The organism is Shewanella psychropiezotolerans (assembly GCF_007197555.1).
Taxonomy (GTDB): domain Bacteria; phylum Pseudomonadota; class Gammaproteobacteria; order Enterobacterales; family Shewanellaceae; genus Shewanella; species Shewanella psychropiezotolerans.
In genome coordinates this window covers 1-24,012 of the sequence record NZ_CP041614.1, presented here as the reverse complement: position 1 = coordinate 24,012, position 24,012 = coordinate 1, and the positions used below count along the sequence as shown (strand labels likewise).

The following is a 24,012-nucleotide window of genomic DNA, read 5'->3' as shown; positions in this document are numbered from 1 at the left end:
AAAAAAAACCTAAGCGTATTTAGCTTAGGTTTTTTTGTTCCACGTGAAACATATCTACTGCAAGTTCCTGAAAATGCTCCCACAAACAGATCGACCTCCCCTTGAATAATTAATCAAAACCTGTCAAAACTAGTCTTCCTCAAACAACTTTGGAATCAAGATATGGAACTGGTATTACTGGCAGATAAGCCTAAAGCGATTCCACAAATTGCTAAATGGTATAGCGATGAGTGGGGACACATAAGTAACGACAGTAGTCGATCAACTTCAGCGTTAGAAACTAAGCTGAATGGTTATCTCAATACAGACAAACTCCCCTTAATGCTTTTGGCTACAGTCAATAACCAGATGGTTGCAACGGCTCAATTGCGTTTTCAGGAGATGACCACTTACCCTGAAACCTCACATTGGCTCGGCGGCGTTTACGTCGATAAGGCTCACAGAGGGAAAGCCATTGGTCAGTCCCTGATTAATGGCATCTTAGATTTAGCCAGACGACACCAGGTGAGCGAACTCTATCTACAAACAGAAGATCATTCAGGTGGCCTGTATAAGAAGATGGGCTGGAAAGCCGTCGAACAGGTGACCTATCACGGAGTGAAAGTACTGGTGATGAAATTGAAGGTGAATGAGCGAGTTTGCGAAGAGCAGAAACGAGCATGACGCCTGCAATCGATGCACTAAAGAAAGCTAAGGTAGAGTTCACCATTCATGAATATCACCATGAACCGGGTTGTGATTCCTATGGGTTAGAGGCGGCAGAAAAACTAGGTCTGCAACTTGAACAGGTATTTAAGACCTTGGTCGTGCAACTCGATGGCAAACAGCTTGTGGTTGCCATAATTCCCGTCGCCTCAAAACTCAGTATGAAACTCATAGCCAAGGCAGCGAACGCGAAAAAAGCGGTCATGGCCAATGCCGATGATGTGCAAAGATCCACGGGTTATAAATTGGGAGGCGTCAGTCCAATCGCCCAGAAGAAAGCCCTAAAGACTTACATAGACATCAGTGCAGAGAATCACCCACAAATATATGTCAGCGGCGGTCAGCGAGGATTAGATATCGAACTAGCGCCAGAGCAGCTACAACAGATGACTAAGGCACAAGTATCTCCCCTCACGAGTGAATTGAAATCCTAAGCCCTACTTTCACAAAATCCCCCTCAGAGCTTGGATAAAGCTTTTTGCTGGAGTAATATTAGTCACTCTTTACAAGCACGCCTCACCTCTGATTTCAGTAGGTTTGATGGCAGATATATGGTTGAGGAATTATGAGCGACCGAGTGAGTGATACGATTATCGATGGCATGAATCAGGCCGACCATCATTTAGATGCCATTGGGCTCAGATGTCCGGAGCCCGTTATGATGGTGCGTAAATCAGTACGAAAAATGGAAGCTGGCGAGACTCTGCTGATTGTCGCAGATGACCCTGCCACTACACGCGATATTCCCAGCTTCTGTGAATTTATGGATCATAAGCTACTCTCGAGCAGTACAGATAAAACCCCTTACCAGTATTTAATCCAAAAAGGTCTCTGAACTGAAAGCCCTAACTACATAAAGGAATCATCTATGTCGACACTCATTGCCATCGGGTTTAAACCCATTAAGCAGAAGCCTATGACACTCGTTACTAAGGCGAATGTCACCTGCAACCATGGCGTCGAACAGGATTTCTTCGGCCGACCAGGAAAACGACAAGTCACCGTAATGTCTAAAGAGCAATGGCAAACCGTCTGCGCTGAACTAAATACCATGCTACCTTGGACGACCCGTAGAGCGAATCTACTGGTGGAAGGACTGAGTTTTACTCCGGCACACGTCGGCAAGATACTCCAGATAGGTGAACTCAAGCTGGAAATCACCGGCGAGACAGACCCATGCAAGAAGATGGAAATAGCCCATGCAGGACTCGAAGCCGCATTAAGACCTGATTGGCGCGGCGGTGTCACCTGCCGGGTATTAAACGATGCGGAGATAAATACAGGAGATTCCGTTCTGCTGAGCTAAACCAAGCTTACCTGTAAAAGCAGACTCGATGACAGGCTTAGCTCTGTTCATCGAGTTGAATTAGTCCAGACACTCTTCTTTCTCTTTCTTGCTAACCAACAGCAAGACCAATTTTCAAAACAAACTCGTTTATGGCAAGTATCAAAAATCCTGCTTAGAACCTCTCCTGCTAATTTCCCGATAAGCTTAATCATAAATCGAGTCTTGAACCCAATCTGAGTTAACAATTTGCTACACGATATTTGTTTTACCAGTCCCTTAAATATGCGATAAAAGACAGGTAAAAACCCAACGAAAATAAAGCATAAAAAACACAAGCGTCACAAAAATAACAACTCAGCTCGCTTTAAGAAAAGTCTGGCACAATCAACAGAGAATAATTATTGCCAACAGTTTTAGATTAGAAGAATAAATCAGGGATTAAAATGATAAAACATAAGTTAACTCCGCTATGTGCAGCAATCGCACTTAGCTTAAGTTTGCCGATAATGGCAAGCGAATCGACCTCAGACAAAGAACCTAAGTGGCAGGTAAATGCACCGACTAACGCCCCCTTTGAACAGGTTAAGATTGATGTATCAGAAGGCACCTGGATGAACATCAGTGTCAGTCCAAATGGTAAAACTATCGTGTTCGACATGCTGGGTGATATCTATCAGATCCCCATGCAAGGTGGTGAAGCTAAAGTACTAGCCAAAGGCATAGCCTGGCAGATGCAGCCAACATACAGCCCGGACGGAAAGTATATCGCCTTCACCTCCGATGAGAATGGTGGCGATAATATCTGGATCATGGATGCCGATGGCAGTAATCCAAGAGCCCTAACGGACGAAACATTCCGCCTGCTCAATAGCCCAGCCTGGAGCCCAGATTCACAATACCTGGTCGCGCGTAAGCACTACACAGGATCTCGTAGTCTAGGTGCCGGAGAAGTCTGGCTATATCATGTGGCAGGCGGCGAAGGCATTAAACTCACCGAGCGCCCTAACGAACAGAAAGATCTGGGCGAACCCGCCTACTCTCCGGATGGCCGCTACATCTACTTTAGCCAAGATGCCACTCCGGGTAAGACATTCCATTACTCGAAAGATTCGGTCAAGGGCATCTATAAGATCAAGCGCTACGATACCGAAACCGGTGACATAGAAGTATTAGTCCAAGGTACAGGTGGCGCCATACGGCCGACCCCTAGCCCGGACGGCACTAAACTAGCCTATATCAAGCGTGACGGATTTCAGTCTTCTCTGTACCTGCTCGACCTCAAATCAGGCAAGAAAGAGAAGCTATACGGCAAGCTAGACAGAGATATGCAAGAGACCTGGGCCATTCACGGTGTCTATCCGACCATGAGTTGGACCGCCGACAACCAAGAGATAGTCTTCTGGGCTGGCGGTAAGATTAACAAACTAGATGTTGAGTCCAAATCAGTTAAACAGATCCCCTTCTCGGTAAAGACCGAATTGGCAGTTCAACCTGCGGTACGATTCGAGCAAGACCTTGATAAGGATGTGTTCGACGTCAAGATGCTGCGTATGGCTCAAGTTTCACCCGATGGTAAGAAAGTCGTTTATGAAGCTCTGGGCAAGCTGTGGATTAAGAACTTATCTAATAAATCTGACAAGCACAGCCGCCTCACTAAGCTAGATTCAGACCTGAGGGAGCTGTATCCCCAGTGGTCTCGTGACAGCAAAAGTATCGTGTTTACCACCTGGGATGATCAGCAACAAGGTACCGTTAAAGTTGTCAGTGTCAGAAACAAGCGCAGCAAAACCCTAACCAAGGAGCCAGGTAAATATGTAGAACCCACCTTCTCCCCGATGGTTATTTCGTGGTTTACCGTAAAGCTAAAGGCGGTTTTATCACACCGAAAACCTGGTCTCAGGATACTGGACTCTATAAGGTAGATATCAAAGGCAAACAAAATACCCGAATCACGCCCGACGGTTATCAGCCACAGTTTGGTGCCGACTCAGGGCGTGTCTACTTTATGGATCAAGGTGAGACCCCAGAGTTCGCCTCAATAAACCTGGATGGCTTCCAGAAGCGAGTTCACTACACCAGCAAGCTAGGTACAGAGTTTCGCATATCTCCCGATGGAAAGCAGCTAGCTTTCGCTGAACGCTTCAAGGTCTGGGTTACCCCATTCGCTAAGCACGGCGAGACCATAGAGATAGGTCCTAAGGCGAGTAACTTACCTGTCAGCCAGTTGAGTGTACGTGCCGGTGAGAGTATTAGCTGGAACGGTAACAGCGATCAACTCTACTGGACCTTGGGCCCAGAGCTGTATCAGATGCCAGTAGATACAGAATATAAAAATCAGCGTAAAACCAAGGGTGATGAGCAAACTAAGTCAGATATAGCTAAGGTCGAACCTAAGACCACCGATCTAGGATTCACTCAGAAGGCCGATGTTCCACGTGGAACAATTGCCTTCGTCGGGGGCAAGATCATCACCATGGAAGATGACAAGGTGATTGAGAATGGTGTGGTGATCGTCAAGGATAATAAGATTATCTCTGTCGGTGACGCATCGACTGAAATCCCTGGTGAAGCAACAATCATAGACATCAAAGGCAAGACCTTGATGCCAGGCCTATTCGATGCACATGCACATGGCGCACAAGGTGAAGATGAAATTATCCCTCAGCAAAACTGGGAACTCTACTCGAACCTGTCTCTGGGTGTCACGGCTATCCATGATCCGTCTAACGATACTACAGAAATATTCGCCGCTTCCGAGCAACAGAAAGCGGGTAATATTGCCGGCCCACGCATCTTCTCGACTGGTACCATTCTCTATGGAGCCAATGGTCCCGGCTACACATCTCACATAGATTCATTGGAGGATGCTAAATTCCACCTGGAGCGTCTGAAGAAAGTCGGTGCATTCAGTGTGAAAAGTTATAACCAGCCACGTCGTAATCAGCGTCAACAAGTCATAGCGGCCGCTCGTGAACTCAAGATGATGGTAGTGCCTGAAGGTGGCAGTTTACTACAACATAACCTGACCATGATTGTCGATGGTCATACGGGTATCGAACATTCATTACCAGCGGCATCTATCTACAACGACATAAAGCAACTCTGGAGTCAGACTGAAGTCGGTTACACCCCGACTCTCGTCGTCGCCTATGGCGGAATCTCGGGTGAGAACTATTGGTACGATAAGACAGATGTGTGGGCACACCCAAGACTGTCCATGTATGTACCAAGTGATCTATTAGATGCCAGATCCATGAGACGCCCTACCGCACCGGATGAACATTACAACCATTTCAATGTTGCTCGTGTGGCCAATGAGATGAATGATTTGGGTGTTAAACCAAATATAGGTGCCCATGGTCAACGTGAAGGTTTAGCGGCTCATTGGGAGATGTGGATGTTTGCCCAAGGTGGCATGAGCAACCTCGAGGTGCTCAAGACTGCAACCATCAATCCGGCCACACACTTCGCCATGGATCATCAGCTCGGCTCAATCAAACAAGGCAAGCTCGCCGACCTGATCGTCATCGATGGAGATCCACTCAAAAATATTCGAGTCACAGATCGAGTTACTTATACTATGGTTAACGGCAAACTCTACAACGCCGAAACCATGAATCAGTTAAACGGTGGATCAAAAAATAGAGGAAAGGAGAGAAAGCCTTTCTTTTTTGAACATTAATATCTGTTTTTTATTTTAAAATCTGGCTAACTTTACTGCCAAATTTTAATTTCAGGAAAATTATTTTTTTAAGAAAAAGAACCAAAAAATAATTAAATTTTCGCTTCGCGAAGAAAAGTGAGATAGAAAAAGTAATACTTCGATATTAAATAAGACAAAGGGTGTTCCACGTGGAACACTCTTTTTCTTATCATAATATACATACTTCATCCGCCCAAAATTAGAGAAGGTTCATGCAAATTATTCTACTGACAGTCTTGTCTCTCTTCATTTTATGCATGACCATTTTTAAGAAGTTAAAGTGGAAGCTAACCACACTTTACTTTGCAACAATTTCTAGTTTAAGTATTTTATTCATCGCTAAGAAGTACTTCTTCCTTCTGGAACCTGAAGCTTTGAATCCCATAAACTTCAGTGGCAACCTTTTTTACATCCGTTCTTGTTTATCAAGTAGCATATTATCTATTAAAAAAAATTAAGAATAGTCGGTTCAACATAGCGATAACCGTTACTATTGTTACCCTAGTAACTATTTTATCCTTGTATACACTACCGCGAATGGTCTATTTCCTCGCCTTCAATGAATACCTGAACCAAGAAACAAGCACTAATAATACCAACCCGCTTAAGTTGAGAAAAATAGAATATCATCGTCAAAGCTCTGATGTATCAACAGATATATCATTAAGCTTTATGTTATCTAAATCGTTAATTCCTTTGGAAATTTACAAAAGTAATAACAAGTTTCCACTTACAAATAGCAAGATGTTTTTTTCTGAGAAAAATGACATTTATAAGTCAATGAATATTAGAAAAGTAGTTGTAGACTCAAATTATATTAAACAGCTGTTAACCGAAGAGAACTCTGAAGAATTAAAGAGTTTAGTTGGTATTAAGCCCTTAAGTTCTGATTTTGAACTTATCAAGTTTATGTTTAAATTTGAAATAGATGACTTAAGTTTTTTTTCTTCATTAGATGACTTTAAGCTGGCAATGATGTCCAAAATTATCAAGTCAACTTTCATACCTTTCAATGGAAACATATTAGAATTTAAACTAGATAAAGGATATCAAGGGTTTCAGTTTGGAGAGACTGATCTGAATAAACATATAAGAGTTAATGTTTACAGCGAAAAAATGCTGCTTGAACTGACGTTCAATGAATATACACAACAAGAGATCGATTTCTTTTTATCACAGATAAAGTTGATCGAGCAGTAGCAGGAAGTACTAATGCCAATCGGTATAGTACACTCTATTCGCTCCAACAAGCACTGACCAGGTCTTGGTTTTGCTCTCTCTTGACCTTAGCTATTTCCCTAAAACCTAGTTCCTAGGAACTAATCTCTTCTTTATTACACTTATCATAACAAAAACAATATGTTGCATGGTCGTTAACCATACCCACCGCTTGCATAAACGCATAACAGATTGTTGGCCCTACGAAGTTAAATCCCATTTTTTTCAAAGCCTTAGACATGGCTACTGATTCTGGAGTCTGCACGGGGATCTCTTCCATAGCCTCGAAGTGGTTCACAATCGGGCTGCCTCCGACGAAGCTCCAGAGAAATTCAGAAAAATCATTGCCCTGCTCGCCCTTAGTATCAGAAAAGTTGGCCATGTAACCACGAGCATTCTTGATGATGGAATTAACCTTAAGACGATTTCTGACTATACCTTTATCCTGGAGCAATTCTGCGACCTTAGCATCATCGAATTTGGCGATCACTGCTGGGTCGAAGTTGGCAAATGCCGCTTCATAGGTCTTTTGTTTCTTGAGAATGGTGATCCAGGAAAGACCCGCCTGCTGCCCATCGAGGCAGAGTTTGGCGAAAAGCTCCTGATTGTCGTACACAGGGCGGCCCCAGACGTAATCATGATAATCCAGGTAAATTTGATCATCCCCGACCCAGCCGCAGCGCTTCTTGTCCATGGTCTTACTCCCGAAATATAATTTTTATGTTTATTTCCTTTAGGAGATAAAAAATAACCTACATATGCCTATTTCTACAAGGTATAATCGAAACCATTTTTATATTTCCAAGCTAGCTCTAGTTGCTAATAAGCATCTAGACAAGGTATTGGTATCATCCTGACGGCGTAGACAGTAGACATGACGACGAAACATGACGTAAAGACATTCCAGGGTTTTATTATGACCCTGCAGGAGTACTGGGCGCAGCAAGGTTGCGCTATCGTTCAACCTCTCGATATCGAGGTTGGTGCCGGTACATTCCACCCACAAACTTTCCTACGTTCATTAGGCCCGGAGCCAATGAGCAGTGCCTATGTGCAGCCATGTCGCCGCCCTACCGATGGCCGTTATGGTGATAACCCTAACCGTCTACAGCACTATTATCAGTTTCAGGTCGTATTGAAACCATCTCCGAGCAACATTCAGGAATTATACCTGGGCTCATTGGAAGCAGTGGGTGTAGACATGGGCGTTCATGATGTACGTTTCGTAGAAGACAATTGGGAATCACCTACATTAGGTGCCTGGGGTCTAGGTTGGGAAGTCTGGTTGAATGGCATGGAAGTGTCTCAATTCACTTACTTTCAACAGGTTGGCGGTATCGAATGTAGCCCAGTAACCGGTGAGATCACTTACGGTCTGGAACGTCTTGCCATGTATATCCAGGAAGTTGATAGCGTCTATGACCTGGTCTGGACCGATGGTCCCATGGGTAAGATCATGTACGGTGACATCTTCCACCAGAACGAAGTAGAGCAATCTACCTACAACTTCGAACATGCGGATGTCGATGTACTTTTCAAATTATTCGATGATTGTGAGAAAGCGTGTGAGCGTCTCCTGTCTCTCGAAAAGCCTCTGCCGCTTCCGGCCTATGAGCAAGTGATGAAAGCCTCTCATGCTTTTAACATGCTGGATGCCCGCCACGCCATCTCGGTAACCGAACGTCAGCGTTATATTCTACGCGTTCGCACCTTGGCTAAAGGTGTTGCACAATCCTATTATCAAGCCCGTGAAGCCCTCGGCTTCCCAATGTGTAAGTAGAGGTAATAACCATGAATTTCGAAAACTTACTCATTGAAATAGGTACCGAAGAGTTGCCTCCTAAATCTCTGCGCAAGCTAGCAGAGTCTTTCCTGAGCAACTTTACCGACGAATTGAAGAAAGCGGAGCTTAGCTTCGAAACAGCCGTTTGGCATGCCGCCCCACGTCGCTTAGCCCTTAGCGTAAACCAACTCGCTACCGCTCAAGCCGACAAGGTCGTCGAAAAGCGTGGTCCAGCAGTGGCTCAGGCCTTCGATGCCGATGGCAACCCGACTAAAGCCGCCATGGGCTGGGCTCGTGGCAATGGCATCACAGTCGAACAAGCGAGCCGTTTGAAAACTGATAAAGGCGAATGGTTACTGCATCAGGCAAAAGTTGTCGGTGTAGAGACTAAGAGCCTGATCTCCGCTATGGCGCAACGCGCACTGGATAAGCTCCCTATCCCTAAGCCAATGCGCTGGGGCAGTAACAAGACTCAGTTTATCCGCCCTGTGCATACAGTGACTATGCTACTTGGCAGTGAAATCGTTGCGGGTGAGCTACTGGGCATCAAGTCAGATCGCGTTATTCGTGGTCACCGCTTCATGGGTCAAGCCAGCTTCGAGTTGGATCACGCCGATAACTACCTGTCAGCACTGAAAGAAAAAGGCAAGGTACTCGCCGACTACGAAGCGCGTAAGGCAATCATCAAGACTGATGCTGAAGCTGCGGCGGCTGAGATTGGCGGTATTGCCGATCTTGAAAACGAGCTGCTCGAAGAGGTCTGCTCTCTGGTCGAATGGCCAGTGGTATTAACCGCTAGCTTCGAAGAGAAGTTCCTCGATGTACCTGCTGAAGCCTTGGTATACACCATGAAAGGCGATCAGAAGTACTTCCCCGTATTCGATAAAGCGGGTCAGCTACTGCCTAACTTTATCTTCGTCACTAACATAGTGTCTAAAGATCCTCAGGTGATCATCTCGGGTAACGAGAAAGTAGTTCGTCCTCGCCTTGCCGATGCCGAGTTTTTCTTCGAAAACGATAAGAAACAGACATTGGAAGATCGCCTTGTGAGCCTGGAAACTGTTGTGTTCCAAAAGCAGCTGGGTACGATTAAGCAACGTGTCGAACGCATCTCTGAAATAGCAGGCTTCATCGCCACCAGCATAGATGCAAATGCCGAGGAAGCATCTCGTGCAGGCCTACTTTCTAAATCAGATCTGATGACAAACATGGTCATGGAATTCACCGATCTTCAAGGCACTATGGGCATGCATTACGCACGTCTCAATGGTGAGACCGAAGCGGTTGCTCTGGCTCTGCAAGAGCAATACAAGCCAAAGTTCTCCGGCGACACGGTTCCTGCGGCAGCTATTTCAGTCTGTGTAGCGCTGGCTGAAAAGCTGGATACTCTGGTAGGTATCTTCGGTATCGGTCAGGCACCTAAGGGCGCAGCCGATCCATTCGCACTGCGCCGCGCCGCTATCGGTATCCTACGTATTTGCGTCGAAAATAACCTGCAGCTGGATCTGGTTGACCTTATCGCTAAGGCACAGGCACTACATGGCAGTAACTTGAGTAATGATACAACTGCCGAGCAGGTACTCGAGTTCTTCATGAATCGTTTCCGCGCCTGGTATCAAGATCAAGGCGTTAGCGTCGACGTAATTTTAGCCGTACTGGCTCGTCGTCCAACGTCACCAGCCGACTTCGATAGTCGCATCAAGGCCGTATCTCACTTCAGAACGTTGGAGCAGGCTTTGGCATTGGCCGCCGCTAACAAGCGTGTGTCTAATATCCTGGCTAAAGTTGAAGGTGATATTCCGGCAAATATCGATGCGAGTTTATTGACTGAGAACGCTGAAAAAGCACTGGCAGAGAAGCTCAAGGATCTTCAACCTAAGCTGGCTCCTTTGTTTGCCTCGGCAAACTATCAGGAAGCACTGGCACTTCTGGCTGATCTACGTGAGAGCGTTGATACCTTCTTCGAAGACGTCATGGTTATGGTCGATGACGAAGCATTGAAGAACAACCGTTTAGCCCTGCTTTCAAGCCTACGCGATCAGTTCCTCCATGCGGCAGATATATCTTTGCTGCAGTAAACTGGTCCTAGAAACTTAAAGAAGCCTCAGCTCTCGCTGAGGCTTCTTCTTTTAAACCTCTTTCAGCTTCTCGTGTAGAACCTCAAACTCATCCCGGCTTAGATTTGCATCGATTAACAAGCGTGCCAAACAAGGCTCATCTAGCTTTTTACCATGATAAAGCATGGAACACTCACTGATCAGGTTTGCGCGCCATACCAAGGCTGCTAACGGCTCTGTGGGCGTTGAATCTAGGTTGGCTAGTTGGCTCAAAGATGATTCAAAGCAAACAGGTAAATGCCAACATTGAGCCAATAAGGCACTCAGGCTGAGGGATTTAGTGGTCATCACTTGCCTGAACAGCCAGGAGCTGGGCTGCTCTCCTGGTTCGGCTATCTGAAACTCATCTAACAGCATCTTAAAGATGGCAATTTTTCCTACGTCATGAAGAAGGCCTAAGAGAAATGCCGTGTCAGGATCCTGATCGGAATGATCAGCGGCCAATTCCGATGACAGATAGGCGACTTGCATTGAATGGCGCCATATCTGCAGACCGAAGCGGCGATAGTAGATAGGTTTAATCACTATCATCTCACGCACCATACAGGTGGTAACCAAACGCCTAAGCTGATCTCTGCCCAACTGCACGAAGGCCTGTTGCAAGCTGGTGACCTCCCTATCACCACGCTTAAATAACGGAGAGTTACATAATTTTATCACTTCGACACTCAAGACAGGATCGTCATGAATCTCGTCTACCAATACCTTTATATCGACACTCTCATCCTTAAGCCGTCTATCTAACTCGGTTAGCTTGCTTGGCAGTTTAAGGACCTTGTCGGCCACATCTTGTGGTGACATCAGGGCATTCTCTACATCATCCATAACCGCTTTCTCTAAATTATTAGCGATTCCTCCGGTGTCATTGGATTTAGTCGGGAAAAGTAGACTATAAAACAGCGCAGCGACATCAACCGAATCAGAGGTAAGCACCTCCTCTGTCGCTGTTGGGTCTTGTGGTTTAGCCGAGGTATCGGCTAATTTATCTTGGACACTCGTGTCTTGCCTAAAGCCTTTCGGCTCGGAAATAGAGGTTTTATCTCTGATATTAAAGAGCTTATTAAAAAGTTTTATAACCAATTTGTATGACCGGGTGAATAAACAGAAACGCCAGAATAGAAACTTAATCATAGCGCTTAGAAAGATAATCGGTGCGGTTTATCGGGTTACAAACTAGCTTTTAAGTATTACCCTGATTCTTTATCTTATAGATATGAAGCAAACATCACATGAGCGACGATCTGCTACCTAAATTATTCCGACTCGGTGAAAAAGCCCTGGTGCTGGATTGCGCCTCTCTATCAGGCTCAAACAGTAAACTGCAAATACAGAGACAAATTTGGCACATAGCGGATCTATGTAAAACCAGTGGTGACTTTGACGATATTGTTCCGGGTAATAATAATCTCACTCTTTTTTTCAAAGACAGTAAAAAAATCTCTTTCTGGAGTAATCAAATCAACAAGCTTTGGACCAATAAACAGGTTCAAGACAAGCCTAGTAAACTCATCCAAATCCCGGTCCAATATGGTGGGGAATATGGGCCAGATCTTAATGCTGTTGCCGAGTACCACAAGCTAACTCCACGAGAGGTAATAGCAATACATACCTCAACCCAATACAGTGTGCTGTTTCTGGGCTTCCAACCTGGCTTTCCCTATCTCGATGGACTGGATAAGCAACTCTTTACCCCAAGATTGGCAACTCCAAGATTATCGATTCCAGCAGGGTCTGTCGGTATTGGTGGCGAGCAGACTGGCATATATCCGGCTCAGTCTCCCGGAGGCTGGCAATTGATTGGTCGAAGTGCCCTGACACTATTCGATTCCTCATCTGAGCATGGTGCCCTGCTGAAACCTGGAGACAGGGTAGAGTTTGTCTCGGTTCGATCTATTTTAGATCCATCTATTTCAGAGCAGCCTATTTTAGACCAAGCAATTTCAGACCGATCTAATCCCGAGAAAGCTATTTCAAAGCAAGCTAAAACCAGCCATAAGGAGTCCTCAAGATGATAGAGGTGCTCATTCCCGGCTTTCACACCACAGTTCAAGACCTTGGACGCACAGGTTATCGCCACTTAGGGGTATCAGTCTCGGGCGCTTTAGATCGACAAGCCTTGATGCTTGCCAATCGTTTAGTCGCTAATCCGGATAACGCTGCGGGCCTAGAGCTCACGGCAGGAACATTGGAGCTCAAGTTTCACCGTGATGCCTGGTTTAGCCTGACAGGAGCTAACTATGAGATCAAGATTGGTTCCAGAGAGATCTGGCATGGTTGGCGCAGCAAGATTAACGCCGGAGAAACCCTCATCCTGAAAGGGCCAAAATCCGGAATGCGTGCTTACTTAGCTATAGATGGCGGCATAGATGTGCCTATCTCTTTGAGCTCGAGATCTACGCTAACTGCCGCCGAACTAGGCGGACACCAAGGTAGAGCCCTCAAAGTAGGGGATCGAATCCCCTTAGGAGATAAACTCTCACTTTCTAAGCCAATTGGTGCGGTGCAAAGAGGTTATTCTAATGAGGTACGCGCCCTAGCCGGACCCGAGATGGCCCTGTTTACCCAAGATTCACGTAAAGTATTCTGGAGTCGCCAGTGGCGGCTATCTAACGACAGTAATCGTATGGGTGCACGCTTATCCGGCGAGGCATTAAACTTAGAACAAGAGCCGAACTTAAACTCACATGCTGTGATGCCTGGTACCATTCAGGTTCCGCCATCGGGTCAGCCCATAGTCCTGCTAGCCGACGGACAGACGACTGGTGGCTATCCTAAGATAGCTACTGTGATTGAGGCCGATCTTTGGAAACTGGCTCAGACCAGGCCAGGAGAGAAGCTGCAATTTATTCACGTGAGTCCAAACCAGGCGGAAGATGCGAACTATGAATGGCAACAATATTTTTATCGTCTCCAAAAGGCAATTGATAGTTGTAGTTGATAACAGCAATCACGGAAGATGTCTGTAAACTGCAAGTGGCAACAATATTTTTATCGTCTGCAAAGGGCAGTGGATGCTAATAGCTAAGGCTAAGAAAGCCTCGAGTTGCGAGCTAAAGACAAAGCTAAGAAAGCTGCGAGTTTAAAGCTCGTAGCTAATAATAACAGTAAGGTTATATAGTGAAATTAAATCCGAAAGGCTACCCGATCGATCTTAATGCCGACTTAGGTGAAGGTGGAACCAATGATGAAGCCTTACTGCAACTGATCACTTCGGCAAATATAGCTTGTGGAGGTCATGCCGGTGATCAATCGAGTATGCAGACAACAGTGAAGATAGCATTAGCATCTGGGGTTAATATTGGTGCTCATCCCAGCTTCCCCGATCGTGAAAATTTTGGTCGTCAGCCCATGATCATTTCAGACCAAGAGCTATCAACCTCACTCAATCAGCAAATTGGCTCATTAAAAGCCGTATGTAGCTCACTAGGCGCAAAATTGTTCCACGTGAAACCTCATGGTGCCCTTTATAATCAAGCGGCCTTCAGTGAGCGTTTAGGGCAAATCTTAATTAACGCCATAAAACGAATAGACCCAAGCTTAAAATTAATGATTCTCGCTGCCAGTCCACTGGTGCCATTGGCAAGACAGCACGGATTAACGGTAATTGAAGAGGCTTTTGCCGATCGCACCTATTTAGCTGACGGCTCTCTGGCTCCCAGAACTATGCCTGGAGCGATAATAGAAGATGACAATCAATCCATAAAACAAGTTGAGCAAGTGTTAGCTAATCGACCACTAACGACATTAGATGGATCCATGCTGCAGCTCAAGGCCGATAGTATCTGTTTACATGGGGATAATGAGCATGCCTTAAGGTTCGCCCAGAAAATTGCAGAATACCTTAAAAATAAATAACACCGATCGCTATCAAATCAGCAGCCAATCAAACGCCAAAGATAACTTATTTAACCTTGGTATTCAGATTAATAGGAGTCAGAAGGCTATAGTAGAAAGTAAGATCTCTCATTTGCTCATCGGTCAGGCCACCAGCCTGAGCCTGCATATTAATATCGGCTCTGTCCCCAGATTTAAAATCCTTAAGCTGCTTATACAAATAAGCTTGCTTTTGTCCCCTGAGGCTAGGAAATAAACCCGCCTGACTTAACATCACTGGTCCATGACAAGCTTCACATCTGGTGTTGGCTAGCTGTCTCCCCTGCTCAATATTCCCTTGTTGTGGTTCTGCTGCGCTCACGCCAACAGCGACAATGGAAATAAGAAATATAAATGCGATACCAATTAATTTTTTCATCTTACTCGTCCCTCTTTATCACAGTGCCTATATCGGCTTTCTGACTTGGCGGCAGCGAGTCTTTATCTATTGGCTTACGTCGAAACAGGGTCATATCAATATCGACTTGATTGTAATAAGTACTTAAGTAATCCAATGTCGGCTCCCATGTATCGGACAGATCCCATAATCCCTGTGTATCTACCATCCACTGAATAGTCTCTTGCCAAAAGTCTCTGTCACCATGGTTTTGCGGCACGATTAAACTAGAATGGCAGGCGTTACACTGACCATTCACTAACTCCCAGCCAGGTGCCTTAATCAAACCGGATTTAGCATCGACGGGGTAGTCAATCTTAGCAATTGAAGTATTGGTGTCGCTTAGCTCAACGGCTTGAGCATGCAGGCATGTAGAGAGCAGGAGCAGACAGACAAACCGAATAAAGGACTTCATCAGACCACCCTAACGGCTATTCTATGGCAGCCATTAAACATATAACCTTTTGGGTTCCACTGAGGCTGCACCACAGGCTGGGTATCACCCTCACTATCGGTGGCTCTGGCCCAAATCTCATAATACCCTTGCTCAGGTAAGTCTAACTCTGTCTGCCATTGCTGCCAGGCAGTTGCGTTCTTGGGCTTCTCTAGCTCAACGACATGCCAGCGAGTACCATAGTCATAGCTAACCTCAACCTTGATAACTTCTCTCAAACCAGCCCAGGCATGACCACGAAGCACTGTTTTCTTGCCAAGCTTCATCTCGGTACCGGACTCAGGGAAAGTGATCAATGACTTTACAATCATCTGCTCAATGATCTCAAAGTCTTTGTTATCGACTTTTTCACCTGGGGCCACTGGATACTTAGGCACCTGATAAGCGGGAGCCGCCATCTTATGACCGTCGTGTAACTTGTTTCGTACACTGATCCCCACCGCGCATTTCTGTGATACCGAAGCGGGCCGTCCACCGAAAACAATACGCAGTGGATAACCATGCATATAAGGGATATCTTCACCGTTCATCGACCAGGCGATCAAGGCATCATCACTCAAAGCGGCATCGATAGGCACGCCTCGCGAAATAGCCTCACCGTGACCACTAAGATGCTTGTCGATACCATGATGTCCGGTATACACGGCATCTTCCTTGATGCCACAGTCATACAGCACATCCCTGACTAAGACCCCTGTCCACTCAGAACAGTACACAGCAGCATTATTCCACTGATTGCCCTTAGTACCGGGAAAGAAGTTAACCCGACTATTACCGCCACACTCAAGCACAAGTCTGCGGGTATGATGTTTAAATCTTTGCTTTAGCTCATCTAAGGTATAGGTCTTAGGTGTCTTTACAGATTCGCCATCCACCTTGAAGGTCCAGGTTTTAAGATCCATAGCCTTAAAGTCAGGCATCTGACCATTCCATCGAATGAATGCTACATCACCAGGAGTCACAGCCTTATCCAGCATGTGCTCTGCTGGGTAAGCATTTAACGGTTTTGTGTTCAAAACAGTGAAGTAATCGGGAAGATCTTCAGCCTTACTCCAGGTTAAAGATGAAATATCCAGAGAGGCCATTCCCAGAGGCATATTTCCAGCAAATACCCATTTAACCGGCAATATAGCAACCGCAGAGGTAGCAATAGCCCCTTTAATAAAAGCTCGTCTGTCTAAACTCATAATTATTTATTCTCTCCAGTGTAAAAATATTGCGCCAGGCTCTGCATATCTTCATCGGTTAATAACTGCGCCACCTTAGACATGGTCTTGTCACTGCGCTCACCGGATTTAAATGCCTGAAGTTGTTTAACCAGATATTCCTGATTCTGCCATCGTAAGTCTGCAATATTGGGAAAGTCATTAGTGCCCACAGTGCCATGGCAGGCAATACACATATTGAGTAACTGAGGTGATTCTCCAGCCTGAGCAGCCGAAGACGCCAAAACAGCAAGCATGACTAAGCTTGATAGCGTCAGACTCAATGCTGGCTCGGCACTTCTGAGATTAAACATGGGCATTACAGCCTCCATAGCTTGCTCAATAAATTAACGACTCATACCCATTGGTATAATTTTCAGTGAGCCTTCTAGCATTAGCTGAAGGCTCACTTAACGTGTCGCTAATTTAGCCTTAACAGGACGGTTAAGAATATTCAAACTTCTTGATTTAAAGCGTTGAGAAAAGTTAATCAGGGCTGGGAAAGAGGGAATAAAGAAGGTGAGCGAGAAGGATTAAGAGGGAGAGGGAAACACCAATACTCTTTGTCTACAACAAGGGAACATCAGGCAGCTATGGTCTTTGGGATAACGACTCTGACTATCAGGGATGATAGGAATGCACAGAGATGTAGAAACATCTCCTGCCATGTGCAACGTCTATTTGTATACATCCCTGTCCCTCTTATCTAATAAAGAATGACATAAATGTTCCAGACACAAACCCCCTCCTAGACCATCCATGGTCTTCGGGGATAACTACTTCCATGTACAAAAAAGCCCCGGATTTCTCTGAGGCTTTATCTTTCACTGTTAACGCTTAGCTCTTAACGCCACGTAGTGGCATCAATAGAGATGCGCAGCAGATCTATTTAGACATCCAAGTTAGCTACGTTCAACGCATTCTCTTCGATGAAGTTACGACGCGGTTCAACTTGATCACCCATCAAGCAGGTAAACAGCTGATCGGCACCGATAGCATCTTCGATGGTCACAACCAGCATACGACGTGACTCAGGATCCATGGTGGTTTCCCAAAGCTGCTCAGGGTTCATCTCACCCAATCCCTTATAACGTTGGATATAGAGACCACGTCTGGAATCATTCATCAGCCAGTTAAGTGCCTCGACGAAGGTAGAAATCTCCTTTATGCGTTCACCACGTTTAATATAACCGCCTTCAACTATGAGTCCTTCGAGCGCCGCAGCAAGTTTAGCCATACGCTCATAGTCACTAGAATTGAGGAACTCGTAGGTAAACAGATAACTGGTATCGATACCGTGCTTACGTATGTGCACATTAGGCAGATATACTTTACGCTCAGGATCCATAATCGGTTCGGCTTTATAGATAACACCGCCAGATTCTTTCTCTGTTAGATCAGCGACAAATGCGTCACACCACAGCTTAACCTTAGCTTCATCGGCTAACACCTCAGCATCCAGAGCTGGATGATAAAGCATACGTTCGGTCAGCAGAGTCGGATAACGCAGATTTAAACGCTCAAAGATGGTTTCAACTTCACGATACTGATAAACCAACTTCTCTAACGGTGCACCTGAGATAGCTGGTGCGTCAGCAGAAGAATGAAGCTCACCACCATCTAAGGCTAAGTTAGTCAGAAACTCAGTCAAGGCCAGCTCATCTTTCAGATACTGTTCCTGTCTGCCTTTTTTCACCTTATAGAGAGGTGGCTGGGCGATGTAAATATAGCCACGTTCGATAAGCTCAGGCATCTGACGGAAGAAGAAGGTCAGCAGCAAAGTTCGAATGTGAGATCCATCGACGTCCGCATCTGTCATGATGACGATGTTGTGGTAACGGGTCTTATCAGGATCGTATTCATCACGACCGATACCACAACCCAATGCGGTGATCAGAGTCGCGACTTCCTGAGAAGAGAGCATCTTATCGAATCTAGCCTTCTCAACGTTAAGAATCTTACCCTTTAGCGGTAGAATTGCTTGATTCTTACGGTTACGCCCCTGCTTGGCGCTACCGCCAGCAGAGTCACCTTCCACTATGTATATTTCAGAAAGTGCAGGATCTTTTTCCTGACAATCAGCCAGCTTACCCGGCAGACCACCTAAATCTAATGCACCTTTACGACGCGTCATCTCACGGGCTTTACGCGCCGCTTCACGAGCACGAGCCGCATCGATAATCTTACCGACGATCAATCTGGCTTCGTTTGGATGCTCCATCAGGTAATCACCCAACTTCTCACCCATGGTCTGCTCAACTGCCGATTTAACTTCGCTTGAAACCAACTTGTCTTTAGTCTGAGAACTGAACTTAGGATCCGGAACTTTAACCGAAACAACCGCAGTCAGGCCTTCACGGGCATCATCGCCGGTAGCACTGGTCTTGCCCTTCTTGTTATAACCTTCACGCTCCATGTAAGCGTTTAGGTTACGGGTCAATGCACCACGGAAGCCAGCAAGGTGAGTACCACCATCACGCTGAGGAATATTGTTGGTGAAACAGAAGATGTTCTCCTGGAAACCATCGTTCCACTGCATAGCCACTTCGACAGTGATACCGTCATCGCGTTCCTGAATGAAGTGGAACACGTCTTTGTTGACCGGCGTCTTGTTCACGTTCAGGTAATCGACGAAGGCGCTGATGCCACCTTGATACTGGAAAAACTCATCACGGTTATCACGCTCATCGATCAAGCGGATACCGACACCCGAGTTTAGGAATGACAGCTCACGAACGCGTTTAACCAGAATATCGAAATGAAATTCGATATTAGTAGTGAAGGTTTCATGGCTTGGCCAAAATCTTAGCTCGGTACCAGTGCTCGTCGCATCGCCAATCTCTTTGATCGGCGCATCGGGCTCACCCGAGGTATAGAACTGCTCGTAGAGCTTACCGTTACGACGAATAGTCAACTGTAGCTTCTCAGACAGAGCGTTTACTACCGAAACCCCCACGCCATGGAGACCACCGGAGACTTTATATGAGTTATCATCGAACTTACCGCCCGCATGGAGTACGGTCATGATCACTTCTGCGGCCGAGATACCCTCTTCCGGGTGAATTTCGACTGGAATACCACGACCATCATCTTTCACCGATACCGAACCATCGACATGGATAGTGATGACAACTTCGCTACAATGGCCCGCTAAAGCTTCATCGATAGAGTTATCGACCACTTCGAATACCATGTGATGTAGCCCGGAACCGTCGTCGGTATCGCCGATATACATCCCTGGTCTTTTCCGTACTGCATCAAGGCCTTTTAATACCTTAATACTCGAAGAATCGTAACTATTCTCTGACATATTATTCTCTCGTCGGTTGTTCAATTACCGTTACACGCCCCTGTTCCACATGGAACACCTTACTCGGCGGCGTGTTTAACGAATCTAGTATCGCTGCAGGCTCGATGGCGGTGACAAAAACTTGTGCGCCGGTATCGGTTAACTGCTGCAGCAACAATTGCCTGTGCTTTGCATCCAATTCCGATGGAAGATCATCCACCAGATAAATACTATTCTTATCTATTTGCTGCTTGAGTAACTTTCCCTGTGCAATACGCAGTGCACAGACTAACAATTTCAGCTGTCCCCGGGATAAAGCATCCTGAATTGGCAAGGTGCCAACACGTAACCTCAAATCGGCTTTATGGGGACCACTAGCGGTATTGCCGCTAGATACATCTCTGGGATATTGCGTCTCTAAGAGCTGCGCATAATCTGTTTTACTATCCCAGCCTCGGGTAAAAGAAATCTTCACATCGACCTGAGGTAAAAACTCTTCGATTATACCCTTAAGTAGCTCATTTAACGAGTTTACATATTGAGTTCTGATATCGGTCACGACTTCAGAATAACGAACTAACTCTCTATCCCAATATTGAATCTGATCGTAGCTAGCCTCATTTTTAAGCAACTGATTTCGTTGCTTTAAAATTCGCTTTACATTGACCCAGGCGGAATGAAAAGTTTTATCACAATGGAACGCTCCCCAATCGATAAACTGACGCCTAGACTTAGGCCCTTCAAACAGCAAGGCAAAACTCTCGGGGGTGATCACTTGTATCGGCAAAGATTCGGCCAGGGTCGATAATCGTTTGACCTTATCGCCGTCAATCTTGACCTCGGTCTCGCCGCTGCGAAATCGTCTCAGGCCTATTTTGCTCTCTTTATCCTGCACATTTAAGTTAGCGAATAAGGTTAACTTATCATCCGAGTGTTGAATCACACGCTGGGAAAGATGACTGCGAAAGGAGCGACCCATACCAAGAAAATAGATAGCTTCTAAAATACTGGTTTTGCCACTGCCATTCTGACCATAAATGAGATTAATCCCTTCGGCCGGAAGCAGTTGAGCAGAGACGATATTCCGAAAAGTTTCAATATGAAGACGCGTCAGACTCATTTATGGCTCATTAATCACTTATTCGGGCAAACTAACAAAATGCACTTAATTTAACGGATAAAACGTCGCAAATCATCAGGTGGAAAAATTTAAATAGCCAAGAAGATTAGCATATCCACAGACCACATCAAAGCGCAGAATTTACCCAGGGTAAGACACAAAGCCGGTTGTTTACCGTCCATAGTCAACCGGCATAGGTGTTGACTGCCAAGGTCTTAAGCGTTCCATACGCTTTAAAGACATTTCCCACATCCCTATGGGTCAATGGCAGACACAAAAAAGGCTGCGTTAGCAGCCTCTTCAATATTAATTGCGGTTTATCTAGTCGAATTAAGACTAGAGCCTCATCGGCATAACCACATACATAGAGTTTTCTTCGATATGATTTTCGATCAAGGCACTGGAATTGCCATCGATAAGCGTGATGCGTACATCGTCTGAAGGTAAGTTATTAAGCACGTCCAACAGGTAACTGACGTTGAAGCCTATCTCCAGAGGTGTATTGTCATATTCCACATCTAAGATCTCCTCGGCTTCTTCCTGCTCAGGATTGTTGGCGGTGATCTTAATCAGATTATTTTCCAGCTGTACCCGCACACCACGAAACTTCTCATTCGACAGGATAGAGGCGCGAAGCAGAGCCTGCTTAAGCTGGTTTCTGCTGGCAATAACGATTTTATCGCCCCCCTTGGGCAAGACTCGGCGATAATCAGGGAAACGACCATCCACTAACTTACTGGTCAGTACAGCACTCGATGTCGTTGCGCGTATGGCATTATCACCTATGGCGATAGTCACATCTAAATCTTCGCCTTCGAACAGACGTTGCAGCTCGACAACCCCTTTACGGGGCACGATCACTTGCTTCTCTGGCAGGGTCGCCTCAATTTGACGATGACTCAAGGCTAAGCGATGTCCGTCGGTTGCAATGGCACGCAGCACATTGCCATCGGTTTCCAGTAGCAGGCCGTTAAGGTAATAACGCACATCCTGATTAGCCATGGAGAACTGAGTCGCATCGATAAGCGACTTGAGTGTGCCCTGCTTGATGGTAAATTCGATATCAGACTCGAAGGCTTCTACATTGGGATACTCTTCCGCCGGCAGTGTCGCTAAGGTAAAGCGACTGCGGCCAGATCTGAGTAACAGGCGATTTTCCTGTTGCTCAATTTTTATCTCGACCTGATCGGGGAGTGATTTAACGATATCGAGTAATTTCTTCGCCGGAACGGTAGTACGTCCCTCTAGAACATCACCCTCTAACTGAACCTGACCGACTAATTCGACCTCAAGGTCGGTACCAGTCATCTTAAGTGTGTGACCACTTACTTCAACTAAGAGGTTTGCCAGAATAGGCAAGTTATGTCGTCTCTCCACCGCTCCATTAACTAATTGCAGCGGCTTTAATAGGGCATCCCTATCAATTGAAAATTTCATCAGTTTCAATTTCCCAGATTTATGAAGATAACGTACGGATCAAATTAGCATAATCTTCTTTAATGTCGTGATTTTCTTCGCGCAACTGTGCAATTTTACGACATGCGTGTAAAACAGTTGTATGGTCACGACCGCCAAAAGCATCCCCTATCTCAGGTAAGCTCTGGTTGGTTAATTCTTTCGATAGCGCCATAGCCACCTGACGAGGCCTGGCGACACTACGGGAACGACGCTTAGACAGCATATCGGCCATCTTGATCTTATAATATTCGGCAACAGTCTTCTGAATGTTATCTATGGTGACTAATTTTTCCTGCAACGCCAACAGATCTCGCAAGGCTTCGCGGACGAAATCGATAGTGATTGGGCGACCGGTAAAATTAGCATTCGCTATGACTCGATTCAATGCACCTTCGAGCTCACGAACATTAGAACGTAATCGCTTAGCGATGAAGAAAGCGACTTCATCGGGGAGATTGACGCCACTTTCCTGCGCCTTACGCATAAGGATCGCCACACGAGTCTCTAATTCTGGAGGCTCGATCGCTACGGTCAAGCCCCAGCCGAAACGAGACTTGAGACGATCTTCTACGCCATCGATCTCTTTCGGATATTTATCTGAGGTCAAGATCACTTGATGATTACCTTCCAATAACGCATTGAAGGTATGGAAGAACTCTTCTTGTGATCTGTCTTTATTGGCAAAGAATTGAATATCATCGATAAATAATGCATCGACGCTACGGTAATAGCGTTTGAACTCTTCGATGGCATTATTTTGCAGGGCTTTCACCATATCCTGAACGAAACGCTCAGAATGCATGTAGACCACTTTGGCATTGGGATTATTCTTGATGATGGCATTGCCCACGGCGTGTAACAGGTGGGTCTTACCCAGACCGGTTCCACCGTAGAGGAATAAGGGGTTGTAAGCACCACCAGGATTCTCGGCAACTTGAAGTGCCGCAGCTTTGCCTAATTGGTTCGATTTACCCTCGACAAAGTTTTCAAACTGATAAGCCGGATTAATATTACTTCTGTGATTCGCCGTGATAGCCGGTTCGGGCATATTCACATTAAATGAAGTCTTAGTCGGCCTGGTATTCATCTGAACTCTAGGGGGAGCCATTGCAGGCGTAGCCTGAACCGGGCGTGGAGCGGCAGGTTTGCTGCCTATATCGAAACGTAACTTAGGTGCATCACTACCCAATTGCTCAGTAAAAAACTGATTGATGATGTTAATATATTTGTCTCTGACCCAATCTAGTACGAAGCGATTTGGCGCGTAGAGAACGAGTGTGTCCCCATCCATTTCTGCTTGCAACGGTCTGATCCACATGCTGAATTGTTGAGACGAGAGCTCATCTTGTAGTCGCCCGAGACATTGCTGCCAAAGTGTAACCGCCACGTACTTATCCCCAAA

At 45.7% G+C, this 24,012-nt stretch carries 20 protein-coding genes and 1 pseudogene; 11 read left to right on the top strand and 10 right to left on the bottom strand.

The features are described 5' to 3' along the window. Positions 1-162 precede the first annotated feature (162 nt). From FM037_RS00105 to FM037_RS00080, 6 genes and pseudogenes are all read left to right on the top strand, one after another. A complete protein-coding gene (locus tag FM037_RS00105) occupies positions 163-663 on the top strand; it encodes a GNAT family N-acetyltransferase (protein ID WP_144044309.1) in 501 nt (166 codons plus the stop codon). After that, positions 660-1,139, top strand: coding sequence for a Cys-tRNA(Pro) deacylase (ybaK, locus tag FM037_RS00100; protein ID WP_144044308.1), 480 nt, complete (start codon positions 660-662; stop codon positions 1,137-1,139). Before FM037_RS00105 ends, ybaK begins: the two co-directional genes overlap by 4 nt. Before the next feature lie 167 nt (positions 1,140-1,306). Further along, entirely contained in the window at positions 1,307-1,540 is a 234-nt protein-coding gene (gene tusA / locus FM037_RS00095) for a sulfurtransferase TusA (protein ID WP_144048759.1), read from the top strand. A 33-nt stretch (positions 1,541-1,573) separates the two neighbouring features. Further along, the gene (locus tag FM037_RS00090; protein WP_144044307.1) at positions 1,574-2,011 is read left to right on the top strand and encodes an MOSC domain-containing protein; all 438 of its coding nucleotides are present in this window, start codon (positions 1,574-1,576) and stop codon (positions 2,009-2,011) included. A gap of 425 nt (positions 2,012-2,436) precedes the next feature. After that, positions 2,437-5,675 (top strand): annotated as a pseudogene (locus FM037_RS00085) (amidohydrolase family protein). 630 nt (positions 5,676-6,305) lie between these two features. Continuing rightward, complete coding sequence (locus tag FM037_RS00080; RefSeq protein WP_144044306.1) at positions 6,306-6,896, top strand: hypothetical protein; 591 nt, start codon at positions 6,306-6,308, stop codon at positions 6,894-6,896. Positions 6,897-7,008: 112 nt separating this feature from the next. Here FM037_RS00080 and FM037_RS00075 read toward each other — a convergent pair whose 3' ends face one another. Continuing rightward, a complete protein-coding gene (locus FM037_RS00075) occupies positions 7,009-7,608 on the bottom strand; it encodes a DNA-3-methyladenine glycosylase I (protein WP_144044305.1) in 600 nt (199 codons plus the stop codon). A gap of 180 nt (positions 7,609-7,788) precedes the next feature. On the opposite strand from FM037_RS00075, the gene glyQ reads away from it, so the two are divergent. Both glyQ and glyS read left to right on the top strand, forming a co-directional pair. Then, positions 7,789-8,694, top strand: a complete 906-nt coding sequence (gene glyQ / locus FM037_RS00070; protein ID WP_144044304.1) for a glycine--tRNA ligase subunit alpha — start codon at positions 7,789-7,791, stop codon at positions 8,692-8,694. A gap of 11 nt (positions 8,695-8,705) precedes the next feature. Continuing rightward, complete coding sequence (glyS, locus tag FM037_RS00065; RefSeq protein ID WP_144044303.1) at positions 8,706-10,775, top strand: glycine--tRNA ligase subunit beta; 2,070 nt, start codon at positions 8,706-8,708, stop codon at positions 10,773-10,775. A 51-nt stretch (positions 10,776-10,826) separates the two neighbouring features. Here glyS and FM037_RS00060 read toward each other — a convergent pair whose 3' ends face one another. Then, positions 10,827-11,894, bottom strand: coding sequence for an HDOD domain-containing protein (locus FM037_RS00060; RefSeq protein ID WP_143564349.1), 1,068 nt, complete (start codon positions 11,892-11,894; stop codon positions 10,827-10,829). A gap of 149 nt (positions 11,895-12,043) precedes the next feature. Here FM037_RS00060 and pxpB point away from each other — a divergent pair, with 149 nt between their 5' ends. From pxpB to pxpA, 3 genes are all read left to right on the top strand, one after another. Beyond that, a complete protein-coding gene (pxpB, locus tag FM037_RS00055) occupies positions 12,044-12,826 on the top strand; it encodes a 5-oxoprolinase subunit PxpB (protein ID WP_143564348.1) in 783 nt (260 codons plus the stop codon). Further along, complete coding sequence (locus FM037_RS00050; RefSeq protein WP_143564347.1) at positions 12,823-13,752, top strand: 5-oxoprolinase subunit C family protein; 930 nt, start codon at positions 12,823-12,825, stop codon at positions 13,750-13,752. The genes pxpB and FM037_RS00050 overlap by 4 nt, the downstream gene beginning before the upstream one ends. Before the next feature lie 179 nt (positions 13,753-13,931). Further along, positions 13,932-14,669, top strand: a complete 738-nt coding sequence (gene pxpA / locus FM037_RS00045; RefSeq protein ID WP_143564346.1) for a 5-oxoprolinase subunit PxpA — start codon at positions 13,932-13,934, stop codon at positions 14,667-14,669. 46 nt (positions 14,670-14,715) lie between these two features. Here the strand turns inward: pxpA and FM037_RS00040 are convergent, their stop codons facing one another. From FM037_RS00040 to dnaA, 8 genes are all read right to left on the bottom strand, one after another. Beyond that, positions 14,716-15,066, bottom strand: coding sequence for a c-type cytochrome (locus tag FM037_RS00040; RefSeq protein ID WP_143564345.1), 351 nt, complete (start codon positions 15,064-15,066; stop codon positions 14,716-14,718). Between the two features lies 1 nt (position 15,067). Then, positions 15,068-15,499 carry a cytochrome C gene (locus tag FM037_RS00035; protein WP_227993374.1) on the bottom strand — a complete coding sequence of 144 codons (432 nt, stop codon included), beginning with the start codon at positions 15,497-15,499 and terminating at the stop codon, positions 15,068-15,070. After that, entirely contained in the window at positions 15,499-16,725 is a 1,227-nt protein-coding gene (locus tag FM037_RS00030; protein WP_143564344.1) for a sulfite oxidase, read from the bottom strand. The genes FM037_RS00035 and FM037_RS00030 overlap by 1 nt, the downstream gene beginning before the upstream one ends. 2 nt (positions 16,726-16,727) lie before the next feature. After that, positions 16,728-17,063 (bottom strand): c-type cytochrome, encoded by a 336-nt coding sequence (locus tag FM037_RS00025; protein WP_227993363.1) that lies wholly within the window; start codon positions 17,061-17,063, stop codon positions 16,728-16,730. Positions 17,064-17,632: 569 nt separating this feature from the next. After that, on the bottom strand, positions 17,633-20,053 hold the full coding sequence (gene gyrB / locus FM037_RS00020; RefSeq protein ID WP_143564343.1) for a DNA topoisomerase (ATP-hydrolyzing) subunit B: 2,421 nt from the start codon (positions 20,051-20,053) through the stop codon (positions 17,633-17,635). 1 nt (position 20,054) lies between these two features. Beyond that, on the bottom strand, positions 20,055-21,152 hold the full coding sequence (gene recF, locus FM037_RS00015; protein ID WP_143564342.1) for a DNA replication/repair protein RecF: 1,098 nt from the start codon (positions 21,150-21,152) through the stop codon (positions 20,055-20,057). 336 nt (positions 21,153-21,488) lie between these two features. Then, positions 21,489-22,589: a DNA polymerase III subunit beta gene (gene dnaN / locus FM037_RS00010; RefSeq protein ID WP_143564341.1), complete on the bottom strand. Its 1,101-nt coding sequence runs from the start codon at positions 22,587-22,589 to the stop codon at positions 21,489-21,491. 19 nt (positions 22,590-22,608) lie between these two features. Then, entirely contained in the window at positions 22,609-23,997 is a 1,389-nt protein-coding gene (gene dnaA, locus FM037_RS00005; RefSeq protein WP_143564340.1) for a chromosomal replication initiator protein DnaA, read from the bottom strand. Positions 23,998-24,012 lie beyond the last annotated feature (15 nt).